The 25823-nt window shown below is 60.1% G+C and carries 27 protein-coding genes and 1 pseudogene; 18 read left to right on the forward strand and 10 right to left on the reverse strand.

Translation table 11 applies throughout. The features are described 5' to 3' along the window. Positions 1 to 112 precede the first annotated feature (112 nt). Both EGJ22_RS09575 and folE2 read left to right on the forward strand, forming a co-directional pair. Positions 113 to 493: a hypothetical protein gene (locus tag EGJ22_RS09575; RefSeq protein ID WP_029886460.1), complete on the forward strand. Its 381-nt coding sequence runs from the start codon at positions 113 to 115 to the stop codon at positions 491 to 493. Positions 494 to 516: 23 nt separating this feature from the next. Continuing rightward, the gene (gene folE2 / locus EGJ22_RS09580; RefSeq protein ID WP_029886461.1) at positions 517 to 1422 is read left to right on the forward strand and encodes a GTP cyclohydrolase FolE2; all 906 of its coding nucleotides are present in this window, start codon (positions 517 to 519) and stop codon (positions 1420 to 1422) included. Here folE2 and EGJ22_RS09585 read toward each other — a convergent pair. Then, on the reverse strand, positions 1406 to 1933 hold the full coding sequence (locus EGJ22_RS09585) for a DUF3617 domain-containing protein (RefSeq protein WP_009683544.1): 528 nt from the start codon (positions 1931 to 1933) through the stop codon (positions 1406 to 1408). The genes folE2 and EGJ22_RS09585 overlap by 17 nt on opposite strands. A gap of 131 nt (positions 1934 to 2064) precedes the next feature. Here EGJ22_RS09585 and cls point away from each other — a divergent pair, with 131 nt between their 5' ends. Beyond that, a complete protein-coding gene (cls, locus tag EGJ22_RS09590) occupies positions 2065 to 3504 on the forward strand; it encodes a cardiolipin synthase (protein ID WP_009683545.1) in 1440 nt (479 codons plus the stop codon). A 26-nt stretch (positions 3505 to 3530) separates the two neighbouring features. Here the strand turns inward: cls and cfaB are convergent, their stop codons facing one another. Beyond that, entirely contained in the window at positions 3531 to 4715 is a 1185-nt protein-coding gene (gene cfaB / locus EGJ22_RS09595; protein WP_029886462.1) for a C17 cyclopropane fatty acid synthase CfaB, read from the reverse strand. 207 nt (positions 4716 to 4922) lie between these two features. Here cfaB and lpdA point away from each other — a divergent pair, with 207 nt between their 5' ends. Next, positions 4923 to 6323, forward strand: a complete 1401-nt coding sequence (gene lpdA / locus EGJ22_RS09600) for a dihydrolipoyl dehydrogenase (RefSeq protein WP_029886463.1) — start codon at positions 4923 to 4925, stop codon at positions 6321 to 6323. Between the two features lie 86 nt (positions 6324 to 6409). Here lpdA and EGJ22_RS26455 read toward each other — a convergent pair whose 3' ends face one another. The 3 genes from EGJ22_RS26455 to EGJ22_RS09610 all read right to left on the reverse strand — a co-directional run bounded on the left by EGJ22_RS26455 (position 6410) and on the right by EGJ22_RS09610 (position 8123). Further along, positions 6410 to 6796: a hypothetical protein gene (locus EGJ22_RS26455; RefSeq protein ID WP_223809615.1), complete on the reverse strand. Its 387-nt coding sequence runs from the start codon at positions 6794 to 6796 to the stop codon at positions 6410 to 6412. Positions 6797 to 6802: 6 nt separating this feature from the next. Beyond that, the gene (locus EGJ22_RS26460) at positions 6803 to 7054 is read right to left on the reverse strand and encodes a hypothetical protein (protein ID WP_223809616.1); all 252 of its coding nucleotides are present in this window, start codon (positions 7052 to 7054) and stop codon (positions 6803 to 6805) included. Positions 7055 to 7184: 130 nt separating this feature from the next. Next, positions 7185 to 8123, reverse strand: coding sequence for a LysR family transcriptional regulator (locus EGJ22_RS09610; protein ID WP_029886464.1), 939 nt, complete (start codon positions 8121 to 8123; stop codon positions 7185 to 7187). Positions 8124 to 8961: 838 nt separating this feature from the next. On the opposite strand from EGJ22_RS09610, the gene EGJ22_RS09615 reads away from it, so the two are divergent. The 8 genes from EGJ22_RS09615 (at position 8962) to EGJ22_RS09645 (ending at position 17330) form a co-directional block, all read left to right on the forward strand. After that, positions 8962 to 11139 carry a TonB-dependent siderophore receptor gene (locus EGJ22_RS09615; protein WP_125920184.1) on the forward strand — a complete coding sequence of 726 codons (2178 nt, stop codon included), beginning with the start codon at positions 8962 to 8964 and terminating at the stop codon, positions 11137 to 11139. Positions 11140 to 11149: 10 nt separating this feature from the next. Further along, complete coding sequence (locus EGJ22_RS09620) at positions 11150 to 11980, forward strand: DJ-1/PfpI family protein (RefSeq protein WP_029886466.1); 831 nt, start codon at positions 11150 to 11152, stop codon at positions 11978 to 11980. Between the two features lie 320 nt (positions 11981 to 12300). Next, positions 12301 to 12591 carry a cytochrome c5 family protein gene (locus EGJ22_RS09625; RefSeq protein ID WP_029886467.1) on the forward strand — a complete coding sequence of 97 codons (291 nt, stop codon included), beginning with the start codon at positions 12301 to 12303 and terminating at the stop codon, positions 12589 to 12591. Between the two features lie 360 nt (positions 12592 to 12951). Next, positions 12952 to 13332 carry a DUF2946 family protein gene (locus EGJ22_RS09630; RefSeq protein ID WP_064314236.1) on the forward strand — a complete coding sequence of 127 codons (381 nt, stop codon included), beginning with the start codon at positions 12952 to 12954 and terminating at the stop codon, positions 13330 to 13332. A gap of 110 nt (positions 13333 to 13442) precedes the next feature. Then, positions 13443 to 14531, forward strand: coding sequence for a TonB-dependent receptor (locus tag EGJ22_RS26465; RefSeq protein WP_223809618.1), 1089 nt, complete (start codon positions 13443 to 13445; stop codon positions 14529 to 14531). Next, on the forward strand, positions 14528 to 15358 hold the full coding sequence (locus tag EGJ22_RS26470) for a TonB-dependent receptor domain-containing protein (protein WP_223809684.1): 831 nt from the start codon (positions 14528 to 14530) through the stop codon (positions 15356 to 15358). The genes EGJ22_RS26465 and EGJ22_RS26470 overlap by 4 nt, the downstream gene beginning before the upstream one ends. 54 nt (positions 15359 to 15412) lie before the next feature. Next, on the forward strand, positions 15413 to 15844 hold the full coding sequence (locus EGJ22_RS09640) for a copper uptake system-associated protein (RefSeq protein WP_029886468.1): 432 nt from the start codon (positions 15413 to 15415) through the stop codon (positions 15842 to 15844). A 76-nt stretch (positions 15845 to 15920) separates the two neighbouring features. After that, the gene (locus EGJ22_RS09645; protein WP_125920185.1) at positions 15921 to 17330 is read left to right on the forward strand and encodes a di-heme oxidoredictase family protein; all 1410 of its coding nucleotides are present in this window, start codon (positions 15921 to 15923) and stop codon (positions 17328 to 17330) included. Here EGJ22_RS09645 and cydB (EGJ22_RS09650) read toward each other — a convergent pair. Beyond that, complete coding sequence (cydB, locus tag EGJ22_RS09650) at positions 17259 to 18416, reverse strand: cytochrome d ubiquinol oxidase subunit II (RefSeq protein WP_064314237.1); 1158 nt, start codon at positions 18414 to 18416, stop codon at positions 17259 to 17261. The two genes, EGJ22_RS09645 and cydB (EGJ22_RS09650), sit on opposite strands and share 72 nt — an antisense overlap. 335 nt (positions 18417 to 18751) lie before the next feature. Here cydB (EGJ22_RS09650) and EGJ22_RS09655 point away from each other — a divergent pair, with 335 nt between their 5' ends. Then, on the forward strand, positions 18752 to 19240 hold the full coding sequence (locus EGJ22_RS09655) for a copper chaperone PCu(A)C (protein ID WP_050492209.1): 489 nt from the start codon (positions 18752 to 18754) through the stop codon (positions 19238 to 19240). An 80-nt stretch (positions 19241 to 19320) separates the two neighbouring features. Here EGJ22_RS09655 and EGJ22_RS09660 read toward each other — a convergent pair. The 4 genes and pseudogenes from EGJ22_RS09660 to EGJ22_RS09675 form a co-directional block, all read right to left on the reverse strand. Further along, positions 19321 to 19566 (reverse strand): annotated as a pseudogene (locus EGJ22_RS09660) (LysR family transcriptional regulator); the annotation flags it as partial. Positions 19567 to 19641: 75 nt separating this feature from the next. Continuing rightward, positions 19642 to 20217 carry a putative natural product biosynthesis protein gene (locus tag EGJ22_RS09665; RefSeq protein WP_029886473.1) on the reverse strand — a complete coding sequence of 192 codons (576 nt, stop codon included), beginning with the start codon at positions 20215 to 20217 and terminating at the stop codon, positions 19642 to 19644. A gap of 77 nt (positions 20218 to 20294) precedes the next feature. After that, positions 20295 to 20684, reverse strand: coding sequence for a DUF2946 family protein (locus EGJ22_RS09670; RefSeq protein ID WP_029886474.1), 390 nt, complete (start codon positions 20682 to 20684; stop codon positions 20295 to 20297). 176 nt (positions 20685 to 20860) lie between these two features. Next, entirely contained in the window at positions 20861 to 21238 is a 378-nt protein-coding gene (locus tag EGJ22_RS09675) for a DUF2946 family protein (protein ID WP_029886475.1), read from the reverse strand. 290 nt (positions 21239 to 21528) lie between these two features. Here EGJ22_RS09675 and EGJ22_RS09680 point away from each other — a divergent pair, with 290 nt between their 5' ends. From EGJ22_RS09680 to EGJ22_RS09700, 5 genes are all read left to right on the forward strand, one after another. After that, the gene (locus tag EGJ22_RS09680) at positions 21529 to 22944 is read left to right on the forward strand and encodes a cytochrome ubiquinol oxidase subunit I (RefSeq protein WP_029886476.1); all 1416 of its coding nucleotides are present in this window, start codon (positions 21529 to 21531) and stop codon (positions 22942 to 22944) included. Between the two features lies 1 nt (position 22945). Next, positions 22946 to 23953, forward strand: coding sequence for a cytochrome d ubiquinol oxidase subunit II (gene cydB / locus EGJ22_RS09685; protein WP_029886477.1), 1008 nt, complete (start codon positions 22946 to 22948; stop codon positions 23951 to 23953). 12 nt (positions 23954 to 23965) lie between these two features. Next, entirely contained in the window at positions 23966 to 24106 is a 141-nt protein-coding gene (locus EGJ22_RS09690; protein WP_080709226.1) for a DUF2474 domain-containing protein, read from the forward strand. A 101-nt stretch (positions 24107 to 24207) separates the two neighbouring features. Next, entirely contained in the window at positions 24208 to 24615 is a 408-nt protein-coding gene (locus EGJ22_RS09695; RefSeq protein ID WP_029886478.1) for a DUF2946 family protein, read from the forward strand. 78 nt (positions 24616 to 24693) lie between these two features. Further along, positions 24694 to 25823: TonB-dependent receptor (locus tag EGJ22_RS09700; protein ID WP_158619525.1), on the forward strand; the 1130-nt coding region annotated here is incomplete at its 3' end.

Raw genomic sequence — 25823 nt, forward strand, 5'->3', positions numbered from 1 at the left:
GAAACCCCTTCAGGCGAGCGCATTCGAAACGATGCATTGCACAATGTTATAAAGTAACAATACAATTTCGCCAAGTCGTTCTCGACGGACGAATGCTCACCAGGGACAAAACATGAAACTGTCACGCGCCATGGCATTGGTGTTGTTCGCCATGCCCACCTCACTGGTTGCCATGCCGCAGAGCACTGCACTGGCGTTGTGTACCCGCAGCGCCACGCTGCTCTCGTGCCAGGACGGCAAAGGGAGTTACTACAGCGTACGCACGCACGGCAATGAGCTTTACCTGCGCGGTTTCGACTCGGTCACGCGGCGGCTATGGGCTCAAACCAACAGCCGTTACGGTTCGTTGACCTTCTTCACCGGCCTGGCCAGTGATGGCGAAGCCTGGGTGGGTTACAGCCGCCGCGTAGGCTGGACCACGTTGAACCGGGTGTCCAGTTCCAGCGGGCAACGCTTCAATGTGCATTGCAGCATGATCGGCGGCTGCCGCTGACACCTTTTTCTGTGGAAACCCCAATGAACCAGCACACGCTCCCCGATATCGCCTCACAGACTCATGCATTCGCCTTGCCACTGAACTGGGTGGGCATGTGTGGCATAGCCCTGCCCGTGCAGTTCGAAGGGCGCCCCGCTGCTGCCACCGTCGACGCAGGCGTCAGTTTGATAGACGGCCACTCACGTGGCATCCACATGTCGCGGCTCTACCTTGCATTGGAGGCCCTGGAAAACCAGCCCCTTACGCCGCTGGCAGTTCGGCAGCTTTTGGCGGATTTTTTGACCAGCCACGAAGGGCTGTCTTCCGCTGCTTATCTGCGCCTGGGCTTTGATCACCTGCTTAAAAGACCAGCCTTGATCAGCCCATTGGCAGGCTGGAAGAGCTATCCCGTGACCATCGATGCACGCATCGAGAATGAAATGTTCCACGTGGAACTATCCGTTAGCGTGCCCTATTCGTCCACCTGTCCATGTTCGGCGGCGCTTGCCAGGCAACTGATACAACAGCAGTTCCAACAGCAATTCCCCGGGTCGCAGGTCGACACCGCGGCGGTAATGAACTGGCTGGGCACTGCCGAAGGCATCGTCGCTACCCCACATAGCCAACGCAGTAGCGCGAAAATTCAGGTACGGCTGCGCAGCAGCCAGCGTGATCTGCCGATTACCGAGCTGATTGATTGCATCGAAATGACCTTGGGCACAGCGGTACAGACTGCGGTCAAGCGTGCAGACGAACAGGCCTTCGCTTTAGCCAACGGGCAAAACCTGATGTTCTGTGAAGATGCTGCCCGGCGCCTGCACCAGGCGCTGCGACAATTGGAGTGGAGTGCTGCTTTCAGGCTGCGGGTGGAACATGCAGAAAGCCTGCATGCCCACGACGCTGTTGCCACCAGCCAGTGGCAGTGGGACCTCAACTGCGCGGCTTGACCGTACCGCAATCACTGCCCAGCCACACCGCACGGGTGTTCATGCTGCCTTGCTGCTGAACACCCGACGCGTTGAAGGTGCCACTGACCTGGGTGGTGAACTCCCGATCACTGAGGAACGTCGCCTGGCCACTGCCCTGTGCCTTCGGGCAACTGAACTCGAACTTCCATACGTTGCCGGTACGGTCAGTGATTTTCTGCGTGCAACCGGATTTGGGATCCTGCAGCGGGATGTCGTTGGTCGCCACCTGTTCGGCGGTCAGGCAGGAACGCACGCCATTACCAGCCACCGTCACCCCTTGTTTGGCCAGCACGCCTTCCATCATCGCGCGCTGCTCCGGCGGCAGGTTCTTGAGCTGGCCCAGCATGAACCCCATGTCAGGTAACGGCTTGCCATCGACCTGCATGTTGCTGGTGGTCAGCTCCCACAAACCGGGTTGCAGCATCTGGGCATGCACCAGCGGGCTGCTCATACCGAGGACCAGGGCCAACAGTGGCAGACGAATCTTCATGGGTGAACACTCCTGAAAAAAGCCGGCCAAGCGGGCCGGGCTGAGCCTTAGACGCCAAAACCATCCGCAGGTTGCAAGGTGCACCGGGAACGTGTTCTGTTAGCCAACAGTACTCGGTGAGCAGGATGCATATGGATTACCACAGCCCCTATTTCTTTGGTTATGTAATTGGCCTGATTCATCTACTGGGTATAGTAGCCGCACTGCACGCGTTGTTCACGGTGCGCACGGCCCAAGGCGCAATTGCCTGGGCGATGCCGTTGTTCTTCATTCCTTATTTCACCCTTATACCGTACTTGGTGTTCGGCGCCCGTTCGTTCAATGCGTATATCAAGGCGCGGCGCCAAGCCAACCAGGAAATGCACGTTGCAATGGCCAACCTCAACTGGCGACCATGGGTTGAAGAAGCCCTGACCGCCCGCGAGTCGGAAAGCTACGCCGCGCTACGCGCCATGCCCAAACTGGGGCGCATGCCTTGCCTGGCGAACAACCAGGTGAAGCTGCTGATCAATGGCAAGGCCACCTTCGATGCCATTTTCGCGGCCATCGAAAAAGCCCGCGATGTGGTGCTGGTGCAGTTCTTCATCATCCATGACGACAAACTCGGCAAGGCGTTACAGCACCTGCTGCTGCGCAAGGCGGCTGAAGGGGTTCAGGTTTTTGTGCTGTACGACCGTGTCGGTAGCCATGCCTTGCCAGCCAGCTATAGCCAGGCGCTGCGTGATGGCGGCGTACAGGTTCACGCTTTCGCCACCCGGCGTGGTTGGTTCAACCGCTTTCAGGTCAACTTCCGCAACCATCGCAAGATCGTGGTGGTGGATGGCTTGGTCGGTTTCATCGGCGGGCATAACGTAGGTGACGAGTACCTGGGTGAAGACCCGCAGCTTTCACCATGGCGCGATACTCATGTGCAGATCGGCGGGCCAGTGCTGGCCTGCCTGCAAGAGTCGTTCGCCGAAGACTGGTACTGGGCCTCGCGCCAGCTGCCGCCGCTGATTCTGCCAGATGCCTACCCGGACGACGGCGTGCTCTGCCAGGCCTTGGCCAGTGGGCCGGCGGACCCACAGGAAACCTGCGCACTGTTCTTCCTTGAAGCCATTCACTCCGCCACGCGCAGGGTGTGGATAACCACCCCCTACTTCATCCCTGACGAAGCGGTGTTCGCGGCATTGCGCCTGGCAGCACTGCGAGGGGTGGATGTGCGCGTATTGATCCCGGCACGCCCCGACCACCGGGTTGTCTATGCCGCCTCCAGCCTGTTTGCCTTCGAAGCGGTACGCGCAGGCGTACGCATGTTCCGCTACCAGCCGGGTTTCCTGCACCAGAAGGTGGTACTGGTAGATGACGAGGTCAGCGCAATCGGCAGTGCCAACCTGGACAACCGTTCATTCCGCCTGAACTTCGAGATCACCCTGCTGACGGTCGACCGTGGCTTTGCCGACCAGGTGGAACGTATGTTGAATGAAGACTTCGAGCAGGCGCGAGAGATAACCGTTGAGGACAGCCGCGACACCCACCGGCTACAGCAATTGGGGATGCGCATTGCACGCTTGATATCCCCAATCCTGTAACCGGTGCCGCCGGCCAGAGGTAGGTGTCAGCGGTACAGATCCTCGCGTGTCCAGGGCAGGTCGTGATGCCCGTCGGCATAGGGCTTCACTGCCAGAATCTGGTGCAGGTTGATCCAGCCCTTCTGGAACGCATAGGCACACCCGGCCAGGTACAAACGCCAGATGCGCAGGGTTTTCTCGGGGACCAGTGCCGCCGCCTTGTGCAGCTGGTTCTCCAGATTCTCGCTCCAGTGGTGCAGGGTCTTGGCGTAGTGCAGGCGCAAGCTCTCCACGTCCACCACCTCCAGCCCTGCTTCGCAGATGCTGGCACTGATCATCGACAGGTGGGGCAGCTCACCATGTGGGAACACGTAGCGATCGATGAACTCGCCTGCACCTCGCCCCACCGGCCGACCATCCACATGCTTGGCGGTGATGCCGTGGTTCATCACCAGCCCCCCTTCCCTCACCGCACCGAACAGCTTCTGGCAATACAACGCCAGGTTGGCATGGCCGACATGCTCGAACATGCCCACGCTGACAACCTTGTCGAAGCGGCCGTCTTGCGGCAGGTCGCGGTAGTCGAGAATCTGTAAATCGACCTTGTCGCTCAGACCCTCTGCCTTGACCCGCTGGCGGCCGAGCTTCAACTGTTCTTTGCTGAGGGTGATGCCGAATACCTTGGCGCCATACTCACGGGCGGCGAAACGCGCCAGCCCTCCCCAGCCACAGCCCACATCGAGCAGATAGTCGCCCGCATCGAGCCGCAGCTTGCGGCACAGGTGCTCGAACTTGTCCTGCTGCGCCTGATCGAGGGTGTTGTCCGGCTCGCGAAAATAAGCGCACGAGTACACCATGTCCTGGTCCAGCCACAGCTGGTAGAACTCATTGGAAACATCGTAGTGATAGGAAATGGCCTGGGCGTCGGTAGTCTTGTCATGCGCCAGGCGCTGGGGCGGCGTGTCGTCTTCGTCGGTAAGCAGTGCCTCACTCAGCTCATCGCAAACGCGTATGGCCTCACCGATATCGCCTTCAAGCTCCAACTTGCCTTCGACGAATGCCGTGCCCAACTGGTCCATGCTCGGGTGGGTCAGCTGGCTGATCAACTGGGGTTCTCTGACCAGTATGGTGACCTGCGGGCTGGGCCCGAGATCGAAGTGGTTGCCGTCCCAGAGTTTCAGCCGCAGCGGCAGATGCAAGCTCTGCAGTGCCGGTGGAAGTTGCGCAAGCATGAACGACCCTCCTATCCGTAATTGGCCACGACGCCCGAAATTTCGAACGTCGTCGAATCAGAGTAGTTCATCCATGGGATGTTTCCTCCCGATCAGACCATGGTCTAGTCCCTGCTGCGCTGGTATGCGCAGCGAATTGTATACAATTCCACGGGCTCAGCCTAACCTAATGCCCCTGTCGCATTTCTACATCCCTGGAGTTGAACCATGAAAACCTATGACGTGGTGATCATCGGCGGTGGCCCTGGCGGCTACAACGCAGCCATTCGCGCTGGCCAACTTGGGCTCAGTGTCGCCTGCGTGGAAGGCCGCTCGACCTTGGGCGGCACTTGCCTGAACGTCGGCTGCATGCCGTCCAAGGCACTGCTGCATGCTTCCGAACTCTACGAAGCCGCCAGCGGTGAGGCGTTCGCCCACCTCGGCATCGAAGTCAAACCCACGCTGAACCTCGCCCAGATGATGAAGCAGAAGGACGAGAGCGTGGCCGGCCTGACCAAAGGCATCGAGTACCTGTTCCGCAAGAACAAGGTCGACTGGGTCAAGGGCTGGGGGCGCCTGGATGGCGCCGGCAAAGTGGTCGTGAAGGCGCAGGACGGCAGCGAAACCACGCTGCAGGCCAAAGACATCGTCATCGCCACCGGTTCCGAGCCAACGCCGCTGCCAGGCGTGACCATCGACAACCAGCGCATCATCGACTCGACCGGCGCGCTGTCGCTGCCGCAGGTGCCCAAGCACCTGGTCGTCATCGGTGCCGGGGTGATCGGCCTCGAATTGGGGTCGGTGTGGCGCCGGCTGGGTAGCCAGGTCACGGTCATCGAATACCTCGATCGCATCTGCCCTGGCACCGACAGCGAAACCGCCAAGACCCTGCAGAAGGCATTGGCCAAGCAAGGTATGGTGTTCAAGCTGGGCAGCAAAGTGACCCAGGCTACCGCCAGCGCCGACGGCGTGGCCTTGACCTTGGAGCCTGCAGCGGGTGGCGCGGCAGAAACACTGCAAGCCGATTATGTATTGGTGGCGATCGGTCGCCGCCCCTATACCAAAGGCCTGAACCTGGAAAGCGCAGGCCTGGAAACCGACAAGCGCGGCATGCTTGGCAACGAACACCACCGCACTTCAGTGCCCGGGCTCTGGGTAATCGGCGACGTCACTGCCGGGCCGATGCTGGCGCACAAGGCCGAAGACGAAGCAGTGGCCTGCATTGAGCGCATCGCCGGCAAACCGCACGAGGTCAACTACAACCTCATCCCTGGCGTGATCTATACCCGGCCGGAGCTGGCCAGCGTGGGCAAGACCGAAGAGCAGCTGCAGGCCGAAGGGCGTGAATACAAAGTGGGCAAATTCCCCTTCACGGCCAACAGCCGCGCCAAGATCAACCACGAGACCGAAGGCTTCGCCAAGGTGCTTGCCGATGCCAAAACCGACGAAGTGCTGGGTGTGCACCTGGTGGGCCCGAGCGTCAGCGAAATGATCGGTGAATTCTGCGTGGCCATGGAGTTCTCGGCCTCGGCCGAAGATATCGCCCTCACCTGCCACCCCCACCCCACCCGCTCCGAAGCGTTGCGCCAGGCAGCGATGAATGTGGATGGCATGGCCATGCAGGTTTGAGTCGACTACGCCGAGGGTAACAGCGAGCGGGAGCTTGCGTCCGCTGCTTCCCCCTTCGGCGCAGGCAAGCGTTTGGTGCGTTGCAGTTACTCGATCCTGCTGGTTGATGAATACTGCTCAGCGCTGCCTTGCAGACCCCGGCAACAGATACGCGCCACGCGCACGCTCAGCATGCCCGACAACGAGATCAACCAAAGCACCAGAAACACGCAGGCAATTGCCAGGCTCGAGGTCAGTGGCAAAGCGCTGACCAGCGCCGAGGCCAATGACCCGAATACCAGCATCAGGCAGCCTTGCAGGCTGGCGGCAACACCGGCGCGGTCGGGGAGCAGCGACATCGAGTTGGCCATGGCGTTGGAGAAGATGAAGCCCTGACCGAACGCGACCAGCATGATGCCGCCCAGGATCGAGACCAGGTGAATGTCCTCGGCCTGCGTGGCGATCGTCACCACGCCGAGCAGAAACACCGCCATTCCTGCTCACATCAGCAGCCGTGGCTTGACCTGCCGGATCAGCGCACGGTTGACCAGGGTGCCGACCAGGTAGCAGCTACCCACAGCCAGCGCGGTGGTGCCGAAGTATTGCGCGCTGTGCCCCAGGCGTTCCTGGACGATGTGTGGGCCGAACACATTCCATAGCAGAAACGCCGAGAAGCTCGAGCCGAGCACAACCACCGAGGCCCGTCGGTTGTTGGAAAAAGGGAAGTACCACAGGTGGGCGTACGCCAGCATGACTCATTCCTCCGTGAAAGCGTGGAACTCAGGTAGGTCTTGCGCTACCCGGTGACCACACGATAAGAGAAATGAGCGGCTGGCTGGTTTTAAGAAATCTAAAAGCGTGGTGAAAATTTAAAAGCCTGTTTCATGGTGCCGTCAACGACACCTCGGCCACCTGTTCGATCAACTTGCGCAGGCTGGCTATATCTTTGCTGTTCCGACGGTCGCGCGCCCAGATCATGTCCAAGGTGAACGTTGGGAAACCCAGCGGCGGCTGACAGACTTTCACTGATGACGGTATGCGCAGATGCGGCAACAGGCGCGCCGGTAGTGCGAGCGTGGCCGGTACCGCGGCAACGATGTTCACGCACGCTTGGTAACCATTGGCGCGCACCAGCACATCGCGCGAACGGCCGACTTTATCCAGCCAGCTGTCGACCATGTTCTTTTCCGAAATCCACGGTGTGGGGAATACGTGGGGCGAGGCGCAGAATTCATCCAGGCTCATGGCCGCGTCGTTGGCCAACCCGTTTTGACTGGTCAGGCAGACAAAGTCGTCGTTGACCAGCGCTTGCCATTGCAACTCCGGGTGCATCTGGTGATAGCCCGGACCGAAGCCGATCGCGATGTCGATTTCCCCTGACATTAGCTGATCCACAGGCAGGTCACGGCTCAGGCGGTCGAGGTGCAGCGAAGTATTGGCATGGGTGTGCGACAGCATCGCCAGGGTTTGCGGCAGGAACGACAACTCGAAATACTCCGGCGCGCAGAACCGCCAGATCTTACGCACGGCTTGGGCAGATGCTTGATATTCGTCTTCCGCGCAGCGGTTGACCGACTCGACCACCACGCGCAAATAAGGCGCGATCTTCTCGGCCTTGCTGGTCGGTTGCAGTAACCCTTGGGATGAAGAGAACAACGTGTCGTCAAAGCAGCCGCGCAGCCGCTTCAAACAATAACTGACCGTCGGCTGGCTCACGCTCATCAGCTCGGCGGTGCGTTTGGCACTGCGCAACTCCAGCAAGTTGAGAAACACCACGATGTCCTGCAGATCCAACTGTTTGAGGTAGTTGCTGTGGAGCATGGAAATTCCTTCTTAGCCTGCCCAGGCCGCACAGCTGGCCACAGCCAACCAAGAGCACTGGTGCCAGAATAAGCGGCTGCAGGCCATCCAAGCCGCGACCGCGGTGCTGGTGTGGTTGCCACCGCTCTATGGGGTGCTCGGCTGGGGCGCTACTGCGCCCCCCCAGCAGTGCCAGTGGTGGACGGGAGCGGAGCCTGGATCACCAGGAGGCCGCGATCGCGCATGACCGCTTTTAATGTCGCGGTACCACTTTTATTGCCGGAAACCAGCTCTGGATTTGGAGAATTAAAACTGTCGCGAAAGGTCCCCGGCTTCCGTGGCTTTCAGCACAGTTCAAAGAAAACGCAAAACTGTCGCAACTGCCCAAAATTACGGTTCGCAGCAATGGCGTAGAGAATTAAAACTGTCGCACCCAGAGCCTACGCGCCTTGGAGGCTCCTCCACCGCCAGTACTGGTCAACCGCCGCGTTGTAGCAGCGTCTTCGACAGGCAATGCTTTCACAGATAGCGGTCAACACGATCGTGGCGAGGAGCCGCAAACGAACCTGTACCGGTGACCCTGCTGTGAGGTGGAAAATCAAACACGGGGGGTTCAAGGAACCAGGCAGCACTAGGATGCGACAATCTGCCACGGCACCATGTGAACTTGCCTCACACCCCAGCTTTAATAACGCCAACACGGCCACGCTCACCGGGGTGTGGTCTATTGTCGCAGTCCAACTGATCAACATCCGCTACCTACACTACGTTCTCAGCTAGGTTGGCGAAGTACGAACCCATACGGGTGTGAAACACAACAAAAGCCGGCCGCCCGTTCCTCTCCTCAAAGAGCTCCCTAATGCGCGTGCCCTCCAACCACCTCAGACTCCAATTCGTGCGTCATGCCATATGCCTGACCGCGGGCCTGGCCCTGCATAACGCTGCACAGGCTAGCGATACTGCCGTTGTTGCTGCTGCCGAACCTCCTGCGACACAACAGGACAAGGCCAGCTGGACACTTGAACCTGTAATCGTCAAAGGGCAGCGTACGAGCTACAGCGAAGCCAACTCGACATCTGCCACTCGCACCGACACTCCAGTAAAGGAAGTGCCGCAGTCAGTGCAGATTATTACCCGCTCACTGATCGAAGAGCAGTCCAGTGCCACTTTGGGTGATGCACTGCTCAACGTATCCGGCGTCCGCCCCACCAGGCCGGAAGAAACCCTGTTCACCCAACCTATTGTCAGGGGCTTCCCAGCAGAAATTTACATGAATGGCATGCCTGCTTTCGGGGGAACAGCAGCGTACATCGACCCTACCAGCATGATTGGCGTCGAGCGGGTGGAGGTTCTCAAAGGGCCTACCTCGACGCTGTATGGCGGAGGCCTGGGTGCACCGCTGGGTGGCCTGATCAATGTGGTAAAAAAGCGACCTGAAGCCGAGCCGAGCGCTTTTCTGTCGATGCGAACCGGCAGTTTCGACACGGTCAATCCGGCGATAGATCTCAATACACCGATCAATGACAATATCGCAGCCCGCCTCTCAGCCGAGTATCAGAAAAACGACAGCTGGATTGATCAAGTCGAGGGCGAACGCTGGTCGATACAGCCAAGCATCGCCTTCCAGCTATCTCCCGACACCGAGTTATTACTGCGTGGCCAGTATGACAAACGTAGCCAGTTGGAGTACTCCGGACTGCCGGCGGAGCAGGCCCTGCGCGGGCAGATTGATCGCGATGCCTTTCCTGGTGCAGGCCATGGGCAACCGCATACAACCGTCGAAAACCGCCTGAGCACAGCGGAACTGACCCACCACTTCAACGACAACACGCGCCTGACTGTCACCGGCCAATACTATGAAATGCAGGCCCGGGACTATGGCAGTTGGGCTTTGGGTGCAGCTGACCCGGCAGCAGCGCCGACCACTTACTCGATCTACAAGCTTTACCTGCCAGGCAACATCCGTGAAAGCACTCTGGACGCCAACCTGGCCTTCAACGTTGACGCGCTGGGCGGACAGCATGAACTGTTGGTAGGAGCAACCTACGACAATACGCACTTCTGGTCAGCGATGTCGGGTGCCGAATATGTAGGAGAGCTGGATCTGGCCAATCCCGTCTATGACTTGGATTACGGCACGACCCCGGTGCTCTCGGCAGGCAGCGCAACCACGAATGACTACCGGACTAGCGCGCTCTACCTTCAAGATCAGGCCACCTATGGGCGCTGGCACCTCCTTGCATCATTGCGTTTTACGAGTATCGACCTCAAACAAGAAGGCGTTGTTGGCGATATCGACAAGCGTTACCACCGAGCGACTCCACGCCTAGGCGTAACCTATGACTTGACCGAAAGCTTGGCCCTTTATGTTGCCTACGCTGAAGGCTTTCGCGGCGCTTTCAACTTCACCGGCCTGGAAGCACCCAAGCCCGAGTTATCCCGTAACTATGAAGCTGGCGTGAAACTCGCATTCACTGATATTGGCCTGTCCGGAACCCTTGCGCTGTTCGAGCAGACAAGACGTAACGTTGCGACACCTGACCCAGACCCGGCCAATGCAGTGATGGGCTATAGCGTCCAGAGTGGAGAGCAGCGGGCCCGTGGCTTCGAAACGGATCTGACCTGGGAGCCGACGCCGGCGGTGTCGATACTCGCTAACTACGCCTATACCCAGGCCGAAGTACGCGAGGACAATACGATTCCTGTCGGTGACGGTCTGCCACGTGTGCCGAAGCACAGTGGTCGCCTGGCTGCGCGCTATCGCATTCTCGACGGAGCAGCTGAGGGCCTGTCTTTCGGCGCAGGCGTGACGGCGCTCAGTGCCCGCGAACTAACCCTGCCCAACACCGTCTCGGTCCCTGGCTACGCACTGCTCGACGCCCAAGTCTCCTATGATTTCGACCGCTACAGCGTGTCGCTGTCCGGCGTAAACCTGACTGGGCGCGAGGTCTATGAAACGTATCAGTATCTTGGCTCGCCATTGGTGCTGCCAACGCAGCCGCGTTCTGCGTACGTCACCCTCAGTGCTCGCTTTTAAGGAACCCGAGATGATCGACCATCAACGCCGTAACCTGCTGCTCGGCGCCTTGCTCGCACCGATGATGAGCAACTCTGCCCTCGCAGCTAGTGCAACAGAATCAATGCCTCACGCACACCCCATTCCCAGCATGGGGCCCGATATGGACAAGGTGAAGTGGATGGGCGATGAACAGATCGGCATGCTGGTGTATCCCGGCATGACGGTAATGGATCTTATCGGCCCACACTGTATGTTCGGTTCACTGATGGGCGCGAAGATACACATTGTCGCCAAGTCACTCGCTCCGGTGACCAGTGATGCGGGGTTGACGGTGATTCCAGACACAACCTTTGAGACCTGCCCGCGCGATCTGACAGTACTGTTTGCTCCGGGTGGCACCGATGGCACCCTTGCCGCTGCATCAGACCCAGACACCTTGGCGTTCTTTGCCGACCGTGGCGCCCGAGCCAAATACATCACCAGCGTGTGTTCAGGCTCGCTGATCCTGGGGGCAGCAGGATTGCTGCAGGGTTACAAGGCTACCTCCCACTGGTCCTGTCGAGATGCGCTGTCCGGGTTCGGCGCAATTCCGACTGATGCACGCGTAGTACGCGATCGCAACAGGATCACTGGAGCGGGCGTTACCGCAGGCTTGGACTTTGGTTTAGCAATGGTGGCCGAGCTACGGGGCCAGACCTACGCCGAATGCGCGCAGCTGATGAGCGAATACGACCCCGAACCGCCATTCAACGCAGGTTCAATGAAGACGGCACCAGCAGGCGTGAAAGCGGCAATGGCTGAGCTAGTAGCCGACTTCAGTAAAAAAGCTGCTGCTCTGGCGGCCGCAAGTAAGGTGTGAAGACCGAAGCGTAAGCGCCACGCTGAAACCTGCTGAAGGAGCACGCGATACTGTCGGCAGTGCTTAAGAACAAAAGCCGGAACGGTAAAGCGTCCCGGCTTTTGTTTGACCCGGTGAAAAACCCTGCCAAGAGTAAAACACCGAATCAGCTTCAACGTAGCACGGCACCAGAACACCGCCACCCTGCGACAGGATGCCGCACCCCGCACGGCAACCTGCTATCAAAAACCTTCGTGCCGACAGTGCGGCAGACTGTCGCACCTGACAGGTGCCGCCGCTCTCATAGACTCTGGCCTCAAATAAAAACTAAGAGGTTTGTCATGAAAAAAGCTCTGATGATTCTTGCGTGCCTAACAACCGCCAACTTTGCCCAAGCGGCGCAAGATCCGGAGGCCGTGTTCAACCGTGCCTGCCAGATGTGCCATAACGGCCAGTTACCCATGGCACCCAAAAAAGGCGACCATGAAGCCTGGAAGCCGCGACTGGCCCAAGGCAACGAAGTGCTGGTAAAGCATGTGACCGAAGGCTTCAACGCCATGCCGCCGCGCGGCCTGTGCATGGACTGCACGGCTGAGGACTACACGGCTGTGATCGAATATATGTCCAAGTGACCCAGACACCGAGGCCGTGCCAAAGGGTGCGCGCCTTGGTGACACGTTCATGCCGGCGAGCTGGCCGAGCCTGGATTGAAGGCCATCAGCTTGAGCACGCCGCAGCTTATATGGGCAATGCTCGCCCCTGATCCGGGTACATCGATGCTCGCGAATGTGTGCGACGTCTTCCCGTGGCAATCCGCAACGGGCTCTCTAGACTCATCCCAAATCATCTGCAACCACTTCACCCAAGCTGGGGTTAATCGGGTATCGAAGTAGCGGAGTATGCGGCAGGCTGTCGCACCCAGCGTAAACGGGAAGCATTGCTAAACTCGCGCATCGCCCCACTTTAACTGAAGTGACCATCGAGCAAAGGACATGCCCCGACAAGCAGGACGTCGTAACGCCTTCGCGTGGATTCTCTATGCCAGTGTGCTGTTCGCGCTGCTGCATTGCGGTCTGGGGCATGGCCAAGCCAACGGTTTGTTGCTCAACGGCGTAGGCGGGGCTTTTTGTGGCCACTCCGCGACTGCAGTTGGGGCGGTCAGTTTCGATAAATGGCTCGGCGCTACCTTGGGTGGCATATCCACCATTGATTGCCCACTGTGCAGCCATACAGGCTTGGCCATCACCCTGCATTTGGTGGATATGGTGTTCGCCGGGCGAGCCAGCAAGCCCTCACTTCCCATCGCTCCCGCCATTTGGCCTCGCCTGCGCTGGCCGGCAGCCAACCCTCGTGCCTCGCCCGGCCTGTCCTGAATCAACCCAATAGCCGCACCACGCCCTTGGCTCTTATGCACCTGGGGATGTCGCCTCGCGCGTGGAGCATGGCTCGCGTTGCAACTTTTGCATTCAGGAATACCCAGAGCATGAAGAACAAGACTATCTGCTGCGCTGCTGCACTCGCCTTTTCCAGTGGAGCTACACTGGCCCAGACCAACACGGTGGAGTTGGCCGAAACCTCGGTGGTCGGAACCTCGGTCATCGATCAGAACAACGTCGACAGCTTCGGCAGCCTGACCACTGTGGTCGGCCAGGAGCAAATCCGCGACCTCAACGCCCTGGACCTATCCTCGGCCCTGCGTCGTACACCTGGCGTGGTCGTATCGCGCTTCAACCCGGTCGGCTCGTTCGGCGGTGCCGAAGGCGGCGCGGTGTACATCCGTGGCATGGGCGCCAGCCGCCCGGGCAGCGAGATCAAGACCTACATCGACGGCGTGCCGTTCTACATGGGTGTCTGGGGCCACCCACTGCTGGATCTGCTGCCGATCAACGCAATGCAGAGCATCAGCGTTTACAAAGGCCCTCAGCCGCAGAAGTTCGGCAACACCTTCGCGGCCATCGACCTAACACCCAAGGTCGCCGAACAGGGCGACAACCACCATGGGGAGCTGCAACTCACCGGTGGCAGCTTCCGCACGGCCACCGAACAAGCCAGCCTGATTGGCCGGGAAGGTGATTTCGATTACCTGCTGGCCCAGGGTGCAGCCCACTCCGACGGTGACCGCAGTGACGGTGACGGCCGGCTGAACAATGGCATGGCGCGCTTGGGTTATCGGCTGAATGAGAACTGGAGCACCGGGTTGTTGCTGCTGCACGCCAACAACCAGGTATCCGACCCCGGGCAGAAGGGCCTGCCAGAAACCAAGAATGGTGAGTTCAATACCCGCGGCACGCTCGCTTCACTGTCCTTGGCCCACAATCACGAATGGGGCGATGGTAGCCTCAAGGTCTACCACAACGAAGGTCGTGGCTCAGCCCTTGACCAAACGGCCTGGATGGCGACACGATCAGTGATTTCACCCTGCAGGGCATTCGCTGGGAAGAGCAATTGCGCCCGTGGCAAGGCGGCGAAGTGGCCCTGGGCCTGGACATCGACGAGAGCAAGGGCGAGGTCCTCTTCAAGCGCATCGCCCCGGCGCCGCAAGCGAAGTTCGACGCGCCTACTCTGCGCGTGACGTCACCGCACGTTGCAGTCAGCCATGCCTTTGCCCTCAACGACACCTGGACCCTGACTCCATCGGCCGGTGTGCGCACTTATCAGCACAACGTGTTCGACAACGCCACAGCCCCGCACGCGGGCCTGCTGTTGTCTTCGAGCGATGTCGAGTTCCGTGCCAACGCCTCGCGCGGCATCAACTACCCCGGCCTGGAAGCCTCGGTGATGTCAAGCCTGATCCCGGCGCTGGGTGAAACCTGGAAGGATCTCAAACCCGAGAAAGTCGACCACCAGGAACTGGGTGTGCGTTTCAACCCGATCGACAGTGCCACCATTGACCTGGCGGTGTTCAAGGACAAGTTGCAAGACCGCTACCTGTTCGCCTTCCCGCCATCGGTGTCACGTCCGTCGTATATCAACCTGGGTGACTACAACATCAAGGGCGCCGAAGCCACCTGGCAACAGCGCTGGACCAGTAACTGGAGCAGCTTCGTCGGTTTCACCTGGCTCGATCCATCGCTCAAGACCCTGCCCTACGCGCCGCAGAAATCGCTGTCGCTGGGCACCACCTACGAGACCGGGCCTTGGCGCCTGTCGGCTGATGCGCAGTACCAGAAAGACATGTACGTGCTGGCCGAGGAACGCACCGCCGGCGCCAGCAACTTCTCCAAAGTCGATAGCTTCACCGTGGTCAACATGCGCGTGGGCTATGCCATGCCGGCGCTGGGCAAGGTCGGCGAAGTGTTCGTGGCAGTGGAGAACCTGTTTGACCGTGACTACGCCTACCGCACCAACTACCCGATGCCCGGCACTTCGGCGCAACTGGGTGTGAAGATGGGCTTCTGAGCCCGCCACCGGAAGCTGCCGACAACCGTCGGCAGCCTTACAAGGAACAAGCACATGAAAGCACCGATCCTTGCTCTGCTGCTGGCCTGCAGCCCGCTACTGGCCGTGGCCGATACCGCCAGCGAGCAGCAGAGTATCCAGCAACTGATGCGACACAGTTTCGAACGCCCAGATGCGCCGCTGGACGTTGGCCCGGTCACCGTGCAGGGCGACCATGCGGTAGCCGGTTGGTTACAGGACCAGCGCGGCGGTCGCGCTTTGTTGCGTAAAGGGCCTCACGGTTGGCGCGTGGTGTTGTGTGCCGGCGATTCACTGCTCGACCCGGCGACCCTGCGCAGCGCCGGTCTTAATGAACAGGACTCGGCCCAGCTGAACCAGGCAGTGCGCCAGGCCGAAAGTGCCCAGCCAGCCGAGCGGGTCAAGCAGTTCGCGCTGTTCCAGGGCGTGGTCAAGGTCGACAAGGACGCCGCTCACGGCAACCACTGATCCACATCTCCTTGGGCCGGCGGGCTCCGTCTGCTGGTCCCGACTCTTACACCTGCAAAGATTTCCGAGCTACCCCATGCGCAACTTTCCCCTTTTCGCGGCAGCACTGGCCAGCCTGCTGGCTGGCTGCGGCGATCCGCATGCCAGGCCCGAGCCTGGCGAAAACTTGCCCGGTGGCGGCACCACGGTACAACGTGCAGATAAGGATGCCTTCTCGATGCCTGCCGCGAACCTCTCGCCCACCAGGCGGATGGACTTCTTCGTCGGCAACGCCTTCTTTCGCGGTAGCTGGCATACGGCTCGCGATGATCAACGAAAAGGCGGCCGAGTAGGCCTGGGGCCTTTATTCAACACCGATGCCTGCCAGAGTTGCCATACAAAGGATGGCCGTGGTTTCCCGCCTGGAACGGCCAGCAGCACGCCTGCGCTGTCCTCGCTGGTACGCCTGTCGATCCCACCGAGCGCCGAGCAAGCCGCATTGATTGAGCGCCTTGGCGTTGTCCCCGAGCCCACCTACGGGGGGCAACTACAAGATGAAGCCATAGCCGGACACGCGCCGGAAGGTCGAGTCCAATTGCACTATGAACCCTACGCCATCACGCTTGCCGACGGTCAAACGGTCACACTGCGCAAGCCTTCTTTCACCATCGTCCAACTGGGTTATGGGCCGATGCATCCTCAGACGCAAATGTCATTACGCGTAGCACCGCCAATGATCGGGCTTGGATTGCTGGAGGCTATTAGCGACAGCGACTTGGAGCAGAACGCTGCGCTTCAGGCTGACGCCAGCGGCCCGGTGCGTGGTCAACTCAACAAAGTCTGGGACGACTTGCACCAGCAAACACGCATTGGTCGCTTTGGCTGGAAAGCCGGCCAGCCTACGCTGGACCAGCAAAATGCCCACGCCTTTGCTGGAGACATGGGTCTGACCAGCAGCCTGCTGCCCACCGACGACTGTACCGAGCGTCAATCCGCATGCCGCGAGGCGGCCCAAGGAGGAACCCCGGAAGTCAGTGACAAGATTCGCGAACAGGTGCTGTTCTACACCCGTACTCTGGGTGTACCTGCGCGGCGAGATGCCGAGTCACCCCAAGTGCTCAAAGGCAAAGGCATATTCTACGCCGCCGGGTGCGCGGCCTGCCATCGTCCATCCTACGTGACCGGGGAACACGCGCTTCCGGAGCTTTCCGGGCAAAGGATCTTCCCTTACACCGACCTATTGCTGCATGACATGGGTGAAGGGCTGGCCGATCACCGTGGTGAGTTCCTTGCCAATGGCCGGCAGTGGCGAACGCCGCCGCTATGGGGGTTAGGGCTGACCGCCACAGTCAGTGGCCATACACAATTGCTGCACGATGGCCGGGCCCGTGATGTGCTGGAGGCGATCCTGTGGCATGACGGCGAAGCACGTAAGTCACGCGATGCGGTGATCGCGATGGATCGCGGGCGACGCGAGGCGTTGCTGACGTTCCTGAATTCGCTGTGAGATTTTACCTTTGGGCGATGACTTTAACGGACGGTTCCGGCCCCTGAGGCCGGCGCCTACCGTATAGGCCAGTAGCATCGGCATCAGTACGCTGGCCAGGATCAACATCAGCCCCATCGTCTTTTCGCCGCTTGCGGCATTCCAAACGGTCAAGCTGGCCGAGAGCTGCACACTGGAAGGAATGATGAAGGGGAACAAAGCCAGGCCGATGCTGCACAACATCATGACGATGGCCAACCCACTACCGAGCACGGCCATACCTGCTCGCCCCCGCACAACACTGTAGAGGCTCAGGACCGTGCCGCTGAGGGCGAGCAAGGGTGCCAGGCAAGCCAAGGGCCAGGCGCTGAAGTTGCCCTGCCAGCCTGCATTGCCCGGCAGTACAACGCTCAGGCCAGGGCTGCACAGCGTATGGGAGTGGACTGATGCTGCAAGCCTGTAGCCGCGTATATCCGCCGCGAGCCACAGCGCAGCTGCAGTGAAGCCTACCAAGAACACGACACCCGCACGCCATGCAACCTGGCGAGACGCTTGGCGCAAGACGTTACTACCGCGCAGCATCACCCAGGTGGCGCCTAGCTGGCAGAACATGCTTAGGCTGATTACTCCGATGAGCAATGCGAAAGGCCTGAACAGACCAGACAACGTACCGTGAAACTCACTGGCTGCCAGGGCGCAGCGACTGAATGGCAACCCAAGGAAAAGGTTGCCCAGCATGACACCGATCAGCGCGGCGGGTATCAAACCGATTACCAGCGCACTCCAAGCCCCGAACGGTCGCAAAGATGACCCGTTGGATTGGCGCAACAACAAGAGCACACCCATCAGGCCACCACCTACGCAAGGTAGTAAGCCCAGCGATGGCCAAATCACCACAATCGCGGAACACAGGGCTAGCAGCCAGAACAAAGTAATGTGCTGAGGCCAGCTGAACGGTCGAGTCTGTTGCGAAAGAACAGCACTCTGCGCTGCCATGAATGGCGTAAGGACACGCGCCCCCAAGTCCAGACCTTCAAGCAAAGCAAAGCCAATCAGCAGGCCACCGATCAATAGCCACCAGACAAATTTCAGCAGTTCGTAGTCCATGGCTGGACTCCCCAGCGTAAGAAAAAGCGGCCCGCCAATGGACGGGCCGCTGTCGTGTGCCTGTACTGCACCGTGGATGGGAAAACGGCATATCAGGCACTTGGAGATGCTAGGCGTTGACGGCGACGCCCCCAACTGCGACGCGCCGCCGCACCCTGGATAAAACCCCAATGATTTGCGTATCGGTGCGTTGGCACAGCATTGCATGCGGCAGAATGTCGCATGACAGGTCTTTGAAATGACCGACATCACACAGGATTAACAGCAACTATACTTTTCTCCTTGGCAACATTAATGACGGAATTCCGTCATAGATAACCGCTAAGGAGTACTCGATGAAATCGATCCCGAGTTTCGGTCTCGGCAAGGGCAAACGTCTGATAATCGGCATACTGCTGGCTGGTTTTGGCACTGCCGCGCTGGCCGATGTCAACGTCACGGTTGAAGACGCCTGGGTCAGGGCGTCGGTACCGGGTCAAGCTGCCACTGGTGCCTTCATGCGTCTTACTGCAAGCGAGGACGCAAAACTTACGGCAGCGAGTTCGCCAGTGGCAGGTACCGTAGAAATACATGAGATGCATATGAAGGGCGATGTGATGAGCATGGCTCGCGTTACAAGTATCGACCTCCCAGCAGGCAAGTCAGTGTCGCTCGATACTCATGGCTACCACATCATGCTGATCAACCCGAAAGCGCCGATCGAAGCCGGCGCGACAGTACCGCTGACCCTGACGGTGGTTGACGGTGGTGGCAAGCAGACCTCGGTCAAGGTCGATGCCAAGGTACGTCCTCTGGCCAGCGGCGAAGAGGACATGCCGCACTAACAGTGCACTTTATGGCCAAAATTCACCAGGGGCTGGCGAGCCTGACCCAACATGGGCATCTCCAGCCGCTGCTGCAGCACTTCGGTCTCTGCAGTTTCCACCAATTCGAGGATCAGCAGGCAACGTTTGTGATATCGCATGCCTGCCTCCGTCAAGGCAATTCGGCGTGTGGTGCGATTCAGCAGCCGGGTTGTCAGGTGCGCCTCAAGGCTGGAGAGTATTCGGGAAACGCTGGCAATGCTGGTATCCAGGCGCTCAGCCGCACTGGTCAGGCTTCCTGCCTGGACAACGCAACTGAACACACGCATGGCTTGGAGTACATCCATAGTCGCTATCTCGGTTGAATTTGAGTTCACAGGGAGAGCGGGGCTGCTCAAGGCTGCCCCGAGCGTAATCAAGGCTTAGCCGGGCACTGGTAGCCAGCGCCGAAACCGGCTCCCTCCTTTTGCGCTAAGCGGACTCCAGGAGAACTCCCAAGGTGGTGGTGGCAGGTCCTCAACCTCGTCCCACGTCGACATCAGCGGCCGTGCGCCAGACTTCCACTCCACTATTCGTTCGCCCAAAGGCTGCCACGCCAGGACCAGGCCACGAGCCTGCGACACGTCGGTGGTTACCCAAAGCGCTGCGGCGGCCACCATAAGCGCTTCGATATGCTCCTCAGTCACCCGGGACTTGTACGGTGAGCTCAGCAACCAACGGCAGACACTGATGTAATACGTCCAGTCCAGCGTCGGATGGTGCCGATAGGCCCAGGTCATGAAGCGCCGGAACAGCTCCAAGCCTTCTGGTGGATCGAGCTTGAGCAGGCTTGGGCAGACATCGAACAAGGTGTGCCAATAAGGCAACAGGCGCGCATCAAGGGTGACGAAGCTGCGGGCATTACAGGGATAGTCGGGAAACGGCAAAAGAAAATCGCCATTACGCGAAGCGCGAACAGCGGGCTCCAGCAGAGCGGAAGAGATCATCACACGAGTCATCGTGTTCTCCTGGATACAGATAGCCTTCGACATGCCGGTGTCCCCGTTCAGAGGCACGGCATGGGTTCCTTGTCAGGTCAGGCGATCAGCATCGGGGAGGCACGTGGGTTTATCGACGGCCAGCAGTGCCGAGGCGAGCATGCCAGGGAGACCAGCACCAGCGCGGTCTGCAACGCCTGGACAGGTACCGTGGCCAAAACCAAGGCGGCAGGCAGCGGCGCCGGGCCTCCCTGCGCGCAGCAGCAGTGTCCAGGATCGGATGCCTTCGGGCTGAGGTTCCCGTCCTTGTCTGCAAGAGCTGGCTGCACACCACCCGACGAGCAGTAGCTGCCCGCCAGCAGTTGGGCCAGGCTCAAGTCGCCCAAGGTGCTGGCCATAGGCAATGCCAGCATCTTGAGCAACATAGCCAGCAGTGCCGCGACCCAGAGGTTATCCCAGGTACGCGGGCGCAGGCCGCAGCGGTTCATGTTCACGCCTCGGCAGATTGCGAGGGCGTGGAGATCCAATCGGGCATGATGGTTTCTCTCCAACGACGGTGATGTGAGCCGCAAGGTCCGTCAGGGATATACCGCAGGCATACGTCACGGACCCGCCAACCGGAAAGCGGGCAGAGGCCCGCCCTAGCGCCAGGGCGCAGGCAGCGTCAGAGAGGGGAAGCGCGGGGGTTGGCCGAAGGCCAGCAATAGCGCGGAGGCGCTTGGCTGCGGACCTCGCGCATGATCGGACGGTGATTAGCACTGGCCAGCAGCCAAGCGACACCGATCAGGAATACCAAGGTGAGAAAAGCTGCCGAGCCCATCGGGCAACTGAATGGGATACTCAAGTCGCCCGTCAGAGCGCCGTCCTGCTTGGCCTTCAGTGAGGCGATGTCGCCACCGAGGCTGCAGAATGCGCCGCCGAACCCATTCAGCGCCAGCCCCAATGCCTGCCCGTGGGCAAGGCCACAGCCAAGCACATTGAACAGGACACAGAAATACAGTGCCCAGACAATGAGGGGTCGGTTTGAAGGCGGACGATTCATGGGCAGCGACTCTAGCATCGAATACTGCAAGCTTGAAGCTCGACATTCGACTTGCACTCAGTGCGACAGAGCGCCACACCACAAGCCAATACCACCGTAAAAGATCTACAGGCCAGTTGCCGGGACAGATTGTCGCAGTTGGTCTCATGCGGCCCTGTCATTACAGTGGCGCCGCCATCGCGATGGCCCCAGAACCTTTCTTACACCCTCGCGCAGAACCGATCAGGACCCGGCCCCTGCATCCTGAAACTGGCGCTCTTGCGCGCTGCCCCGTGAGGCTTTCCATCATCATGAACGTGCTCGATGCGCTAGACCTGGCTCGAATCCAGTTCGCCTTCACTGTTTCCTTCCACATCCTGTTCCCCGCTATCACCATCGGCCTTGCCAGTTACCTGGCAGTACTCGAAGGGCTGTGGCTGCGTTCGAACCAGCAGGTCTACCGTGACCTCTACCACTTCTGGTCGAAAATCTTCGCCGTCAATTTCGGAATGGGCGTGGTGTCCGGCCTGGTCATGGCTTACCAGTTCGGCACCAACTGGAGCCGGTTCTCCGACTTCGCCGGCGCGGTTACCGGCCCATTGCTGACCTATGAAGTCCTCACCGCGTTCTTCCTGGAAGCAGGCTTCCTTGGCGTCATGCTGTTTGGCTGGAACCGTGTCGGCCGTGGCTTGCACTTCTTCTCCACGGTGATGGTCGCGCTCGGCACGCTGGTCTCAACCTTCTGGATTCTCGCCTCCAACAGCTGGATGCAGACGCCCCAAGGCTATGAAATTGTCGATGGCCGGGTGATTCCGGTGGACTGGCTGGCCGTCATCTTCAACCCTTCATTTCCCTATCGGCTGATGCACATGGCCACTGCCGCATTCGTTGCCACGGCCTTCTTCGTCGGCGCTTCGGCGGCCTGGCACCTGCTGCGCGGGCGTGACAACCCGGCCATCCGCAAGATGCTGTCGATGGCCATGTGGATGGCCCTGATCGTGGCGCCGGTGCAGGCGATCATTGGCGACTTCCATGGCCTTAACACCCTCAAGCACCAGCCGGTGAAAATCGCCGCGATCGAGGGCCATTGGGAGAACAAACCGGGTGAGCCAACACCGTTGATCCTGTTCGGCATCCCCGACATGAAGGCCGAAACCACGCGTTTCAAGATCGAAATCCCTGCTCTTGGCAGCCTGATCCTGACCCACAGCCTGGACAAACAGGTACCGGCGATGAAGGAGTTCCCGCCAGAGGACCGTCCCAACTCGACCATTGTGTTCTGGTCGTTCCGCGTCATGGTCGGCCTCGGGTTGCTGATGATCTTCGTCGGCCTGTGGAGCCTGTGGCTGCGCAAGCGCGGCACGCTCTACACCTCGCGCCCGTTCCTGTACCTGACATTGTGGATGGGGCCGTCGGGACTGATCGCCATTCTCGCCGGCTGGTTCACTACCGAAATCGGCCGCCAGCCGTGGGTGATGTACGGCTTGCAACGCACTGCCGATGGTGTGTCGAACCATGACGCCACCCAGCTCAGCATCACCTTGGTCGCGTTCGTGGTGGTCTATTTCGCCCTGTTCGGCACCGGCCTCGGCTACATGATGCGCCTCGTGCGCAAAGGACCAAAACCTGGCGAGGGCGACCACCACACCCCAGGCGGCCCAGGCCAGCAACATACCCCGGCGCGGCCGCTGTCCGCCGCCGACGATTACCAGGCAGAGGTGAACTGACATGGGCATCGACCTTCCACTGATCTGGGCGGTGATCATCATCTTCGGTGTGATGATGTATGTGGTGATGGATGGCTTCGACCTGGGGATCGGCATGCTCTTCCCTTTCGTCAAGGACGCGCGTGACCGTGATGTGATGATGAACACCGTCGCCCCGGTATGGGACGGCAACGAAACCTGGCTGATCCTCGGCGGTGCAGCGCTGTTCGGCGCCTTCCCGCTAGCCTACGCGGTGGTGCTGGAGGCGCTTTACCTGCCGCTGATCCTGATGCTGATCGGCCTGATCTTCCGGGGCGTGGCGTTTGAATTCCGCTTCAAGGCCAAACCCGCCAAGCGCCACCTCTGGGACAAGGCCTTCATCTGGGGCTCGCTGGTCGCGACCTTTTCCCAAGGTGTTGCCCTGGGCGCCTTTATCGAAGGCATCAAAGTGGTCGAGCGCAAATACGCTGGAGGTGCACTCGACTGGCTCACGCCGTTCAGCCTGTTCTGCGGGCTGGGTCTGGTAGTCGCCTACACCCTGCTCGGTTGCACCTGGCTGGTGATGAAGACCGAAGGGCCGTTGCAGCAGCGCATGCACGATGTTGCCAGGCCCCTGGCGCTGGTGCTGCTGGTGGTGGTCGCCGTGGTCAGCCTGTGGACACCGCTGGCCTACCCGCAAATCGCCGCCCGATGGTTCAGCATGCCTAACCTGTTCTGGTTCATGCCGGTGCCGATCCTGGTGCTGGTGACGTTCTACGGGCTGCTACGTGCCGTGGCACGCAACGCGCACTACACGCCGTTCTTGCTGACCCTGGCACTGATCTTCCTGGGCTATAGCGGGCTGGGCATCAGCCTGTGGCCAAACATCATTCCGCCGTCGATCAGCATCTGGGAGGCCGCAGCGCCGCCGCAGAGCCAAGGCTTCATGCTGGTGGGCACACTGTTCATCCTGCCTATCATCCTCGGCTACACGTTCTGGAGCTATTACGTGTTCCGCGGCAAGGTGACCCATGAAGACGGCTATCACTAGGAGCCCAACGTGATGACACCCAGTGTGAAGCAACCGATGTGGCGCCGCCTTGCCTGGCTGGTGCTGATCTGGGCAGGCAGCGTGGCAGCGCTGGGTCTGTTCGCTTGGCTGATTCAACTGTTCATGATGGCCGCCGGCATGCGCAGCCATTGAGCCCTCACCGTGGTGCGCCTGCGACAAAAAGGCGCACCACGGAACTTGTCTAGCCCGCAACGGATGCGGCTTAATGCGCGCCATATTCGTTCGGGTGACTCATGCTTTCACGTGCACGTGCACATCTTTGTCTGCTCGCCTGCTTCGCCGTGCTGTTCAACCTGCTGGCGATGCCGCTCGACCGTGCCTTGCAAACACCCCGTATCGACAGCCAATCGCTGATTTTCGGCAGCTTCTGCAGCTTGCACGGCGCGCAGAGCCTGCCCAAGTCACTGCTGGCCCAGCTCAAGGCCGAGCTGCCGCAACTCGATGATCAGCCGGAAATGAAACACCAGGCTGGCGACTGCTGCTGTGGCCATGCCGGGCATGCCTTATTGGCCAGCGACTATTATCGTCACCTGTTCCCCCGCTTCTGGCCCGATGCACTCCTGCTCGGTGACAGCCACAGGTTGCCACTGCCACGCGAGCAGTGGCCAAAGCTGAACCCCCGCGCCTCTCCCCTGGCCTGACCCGTCGCTGATTGCCAACGGCTGCCCCGTGACCTGCGGTGCGTAGCCCTGCCCGACTGTCTAGCCAGGAAATCTTCCATGCCTGCGTTCCGTTGCACCGCACGCGCTGTCCTGCCCGTGCTCGCTTTGTTCAGCCCCCTGTCATTGGCCGTTGCCGAAACACTGCCCGCTGAAAACTCCACCCTCACCCTCGGTGCGGTCACCGTAACCGGCACCGAAAGCGGCCCGCTGGCCACCAGCAGCGTGCTCAGCTCGGTGGACATCCTGGGGGGTGATATCCTTGAAAAAATGCCCGTGACCTACAGTTGGGAACTGTTCAGCCGCGCGCCAGGTGTGATGCTGACCGAGTTCAACCAGGGCACCACCTCGGGCAAACTGTCGTTTCGCGGTTTCAATGGCGAAGGCGAAGTGAACGCGGTGAAGTTGCTGATCGATGGCATCCCCAGCAACACCAACGACGGCAACATGCCCTTCATCGACTCGGTGTTCCCCATGGACATCGACAGCATCGAAGTGGTGCGTGGCACCAGCGACCCACGCTACGGCCTGAACAACATCGCCGGCAACGTCAACATCAACACCCGCACCGGTGGCAACTACAACAAGGCGCGCGTGCGCTACGGCAGCTTCAACACCCGCGAAGTGCAACTGGCCAAGGGCATCGAGACCAGCAACTGGACGCAGAACTATTTCTTCGGCCGCCAGCAGGTCGACGGCTATCGTGACCACGCCGACACCGAACGCTACAGCTTCGGCGGCAAGTGGTTCTATACCCCAGACGATGGCAGCTATCGCCTAGGCCTCATCGCCCGCCACTACGAGTCCGAAGCCCAGGAGGCCGGCTACCTGACCGAGGATGACGCCCGCCACCATCCGCGTATGAGCAACGACTACAACGCCACGGACAAAGGTACGCGGCGAATGAACCAGGTCAGCGTGCACTTCGACACCGACCTGGCCGAGACACTGTCCTGGTCGGCCAAGACCTACCTCAACACCTACGATGACCGTCGCTGGACCCAGTACTGGCGCACTAGCTCACAGCAGGAGCGCGACACCTACGAAGACCAGTACGGTGCCATCACCTCGCTGACCTGGCGACCCCAGGTGGACTGGCTGCACGCCTTCGCCCTGGAAGGTGGCAGCGATGTGCAAAAGCAACAGAACCGCAGCGAGCGCTATCGCACCGTGGAGCGTGTACGCCAGGC

The organism is Pseudomonas sp. p99-361, assembly GCF_003935475.1.
GTDB lineage: Bacteria > Pseudomonadota > Gammaproteobacteria > Pseudomonadales > Pseudomonadaceae > Aquipseudomonas > Aquipseudomonas juntendi.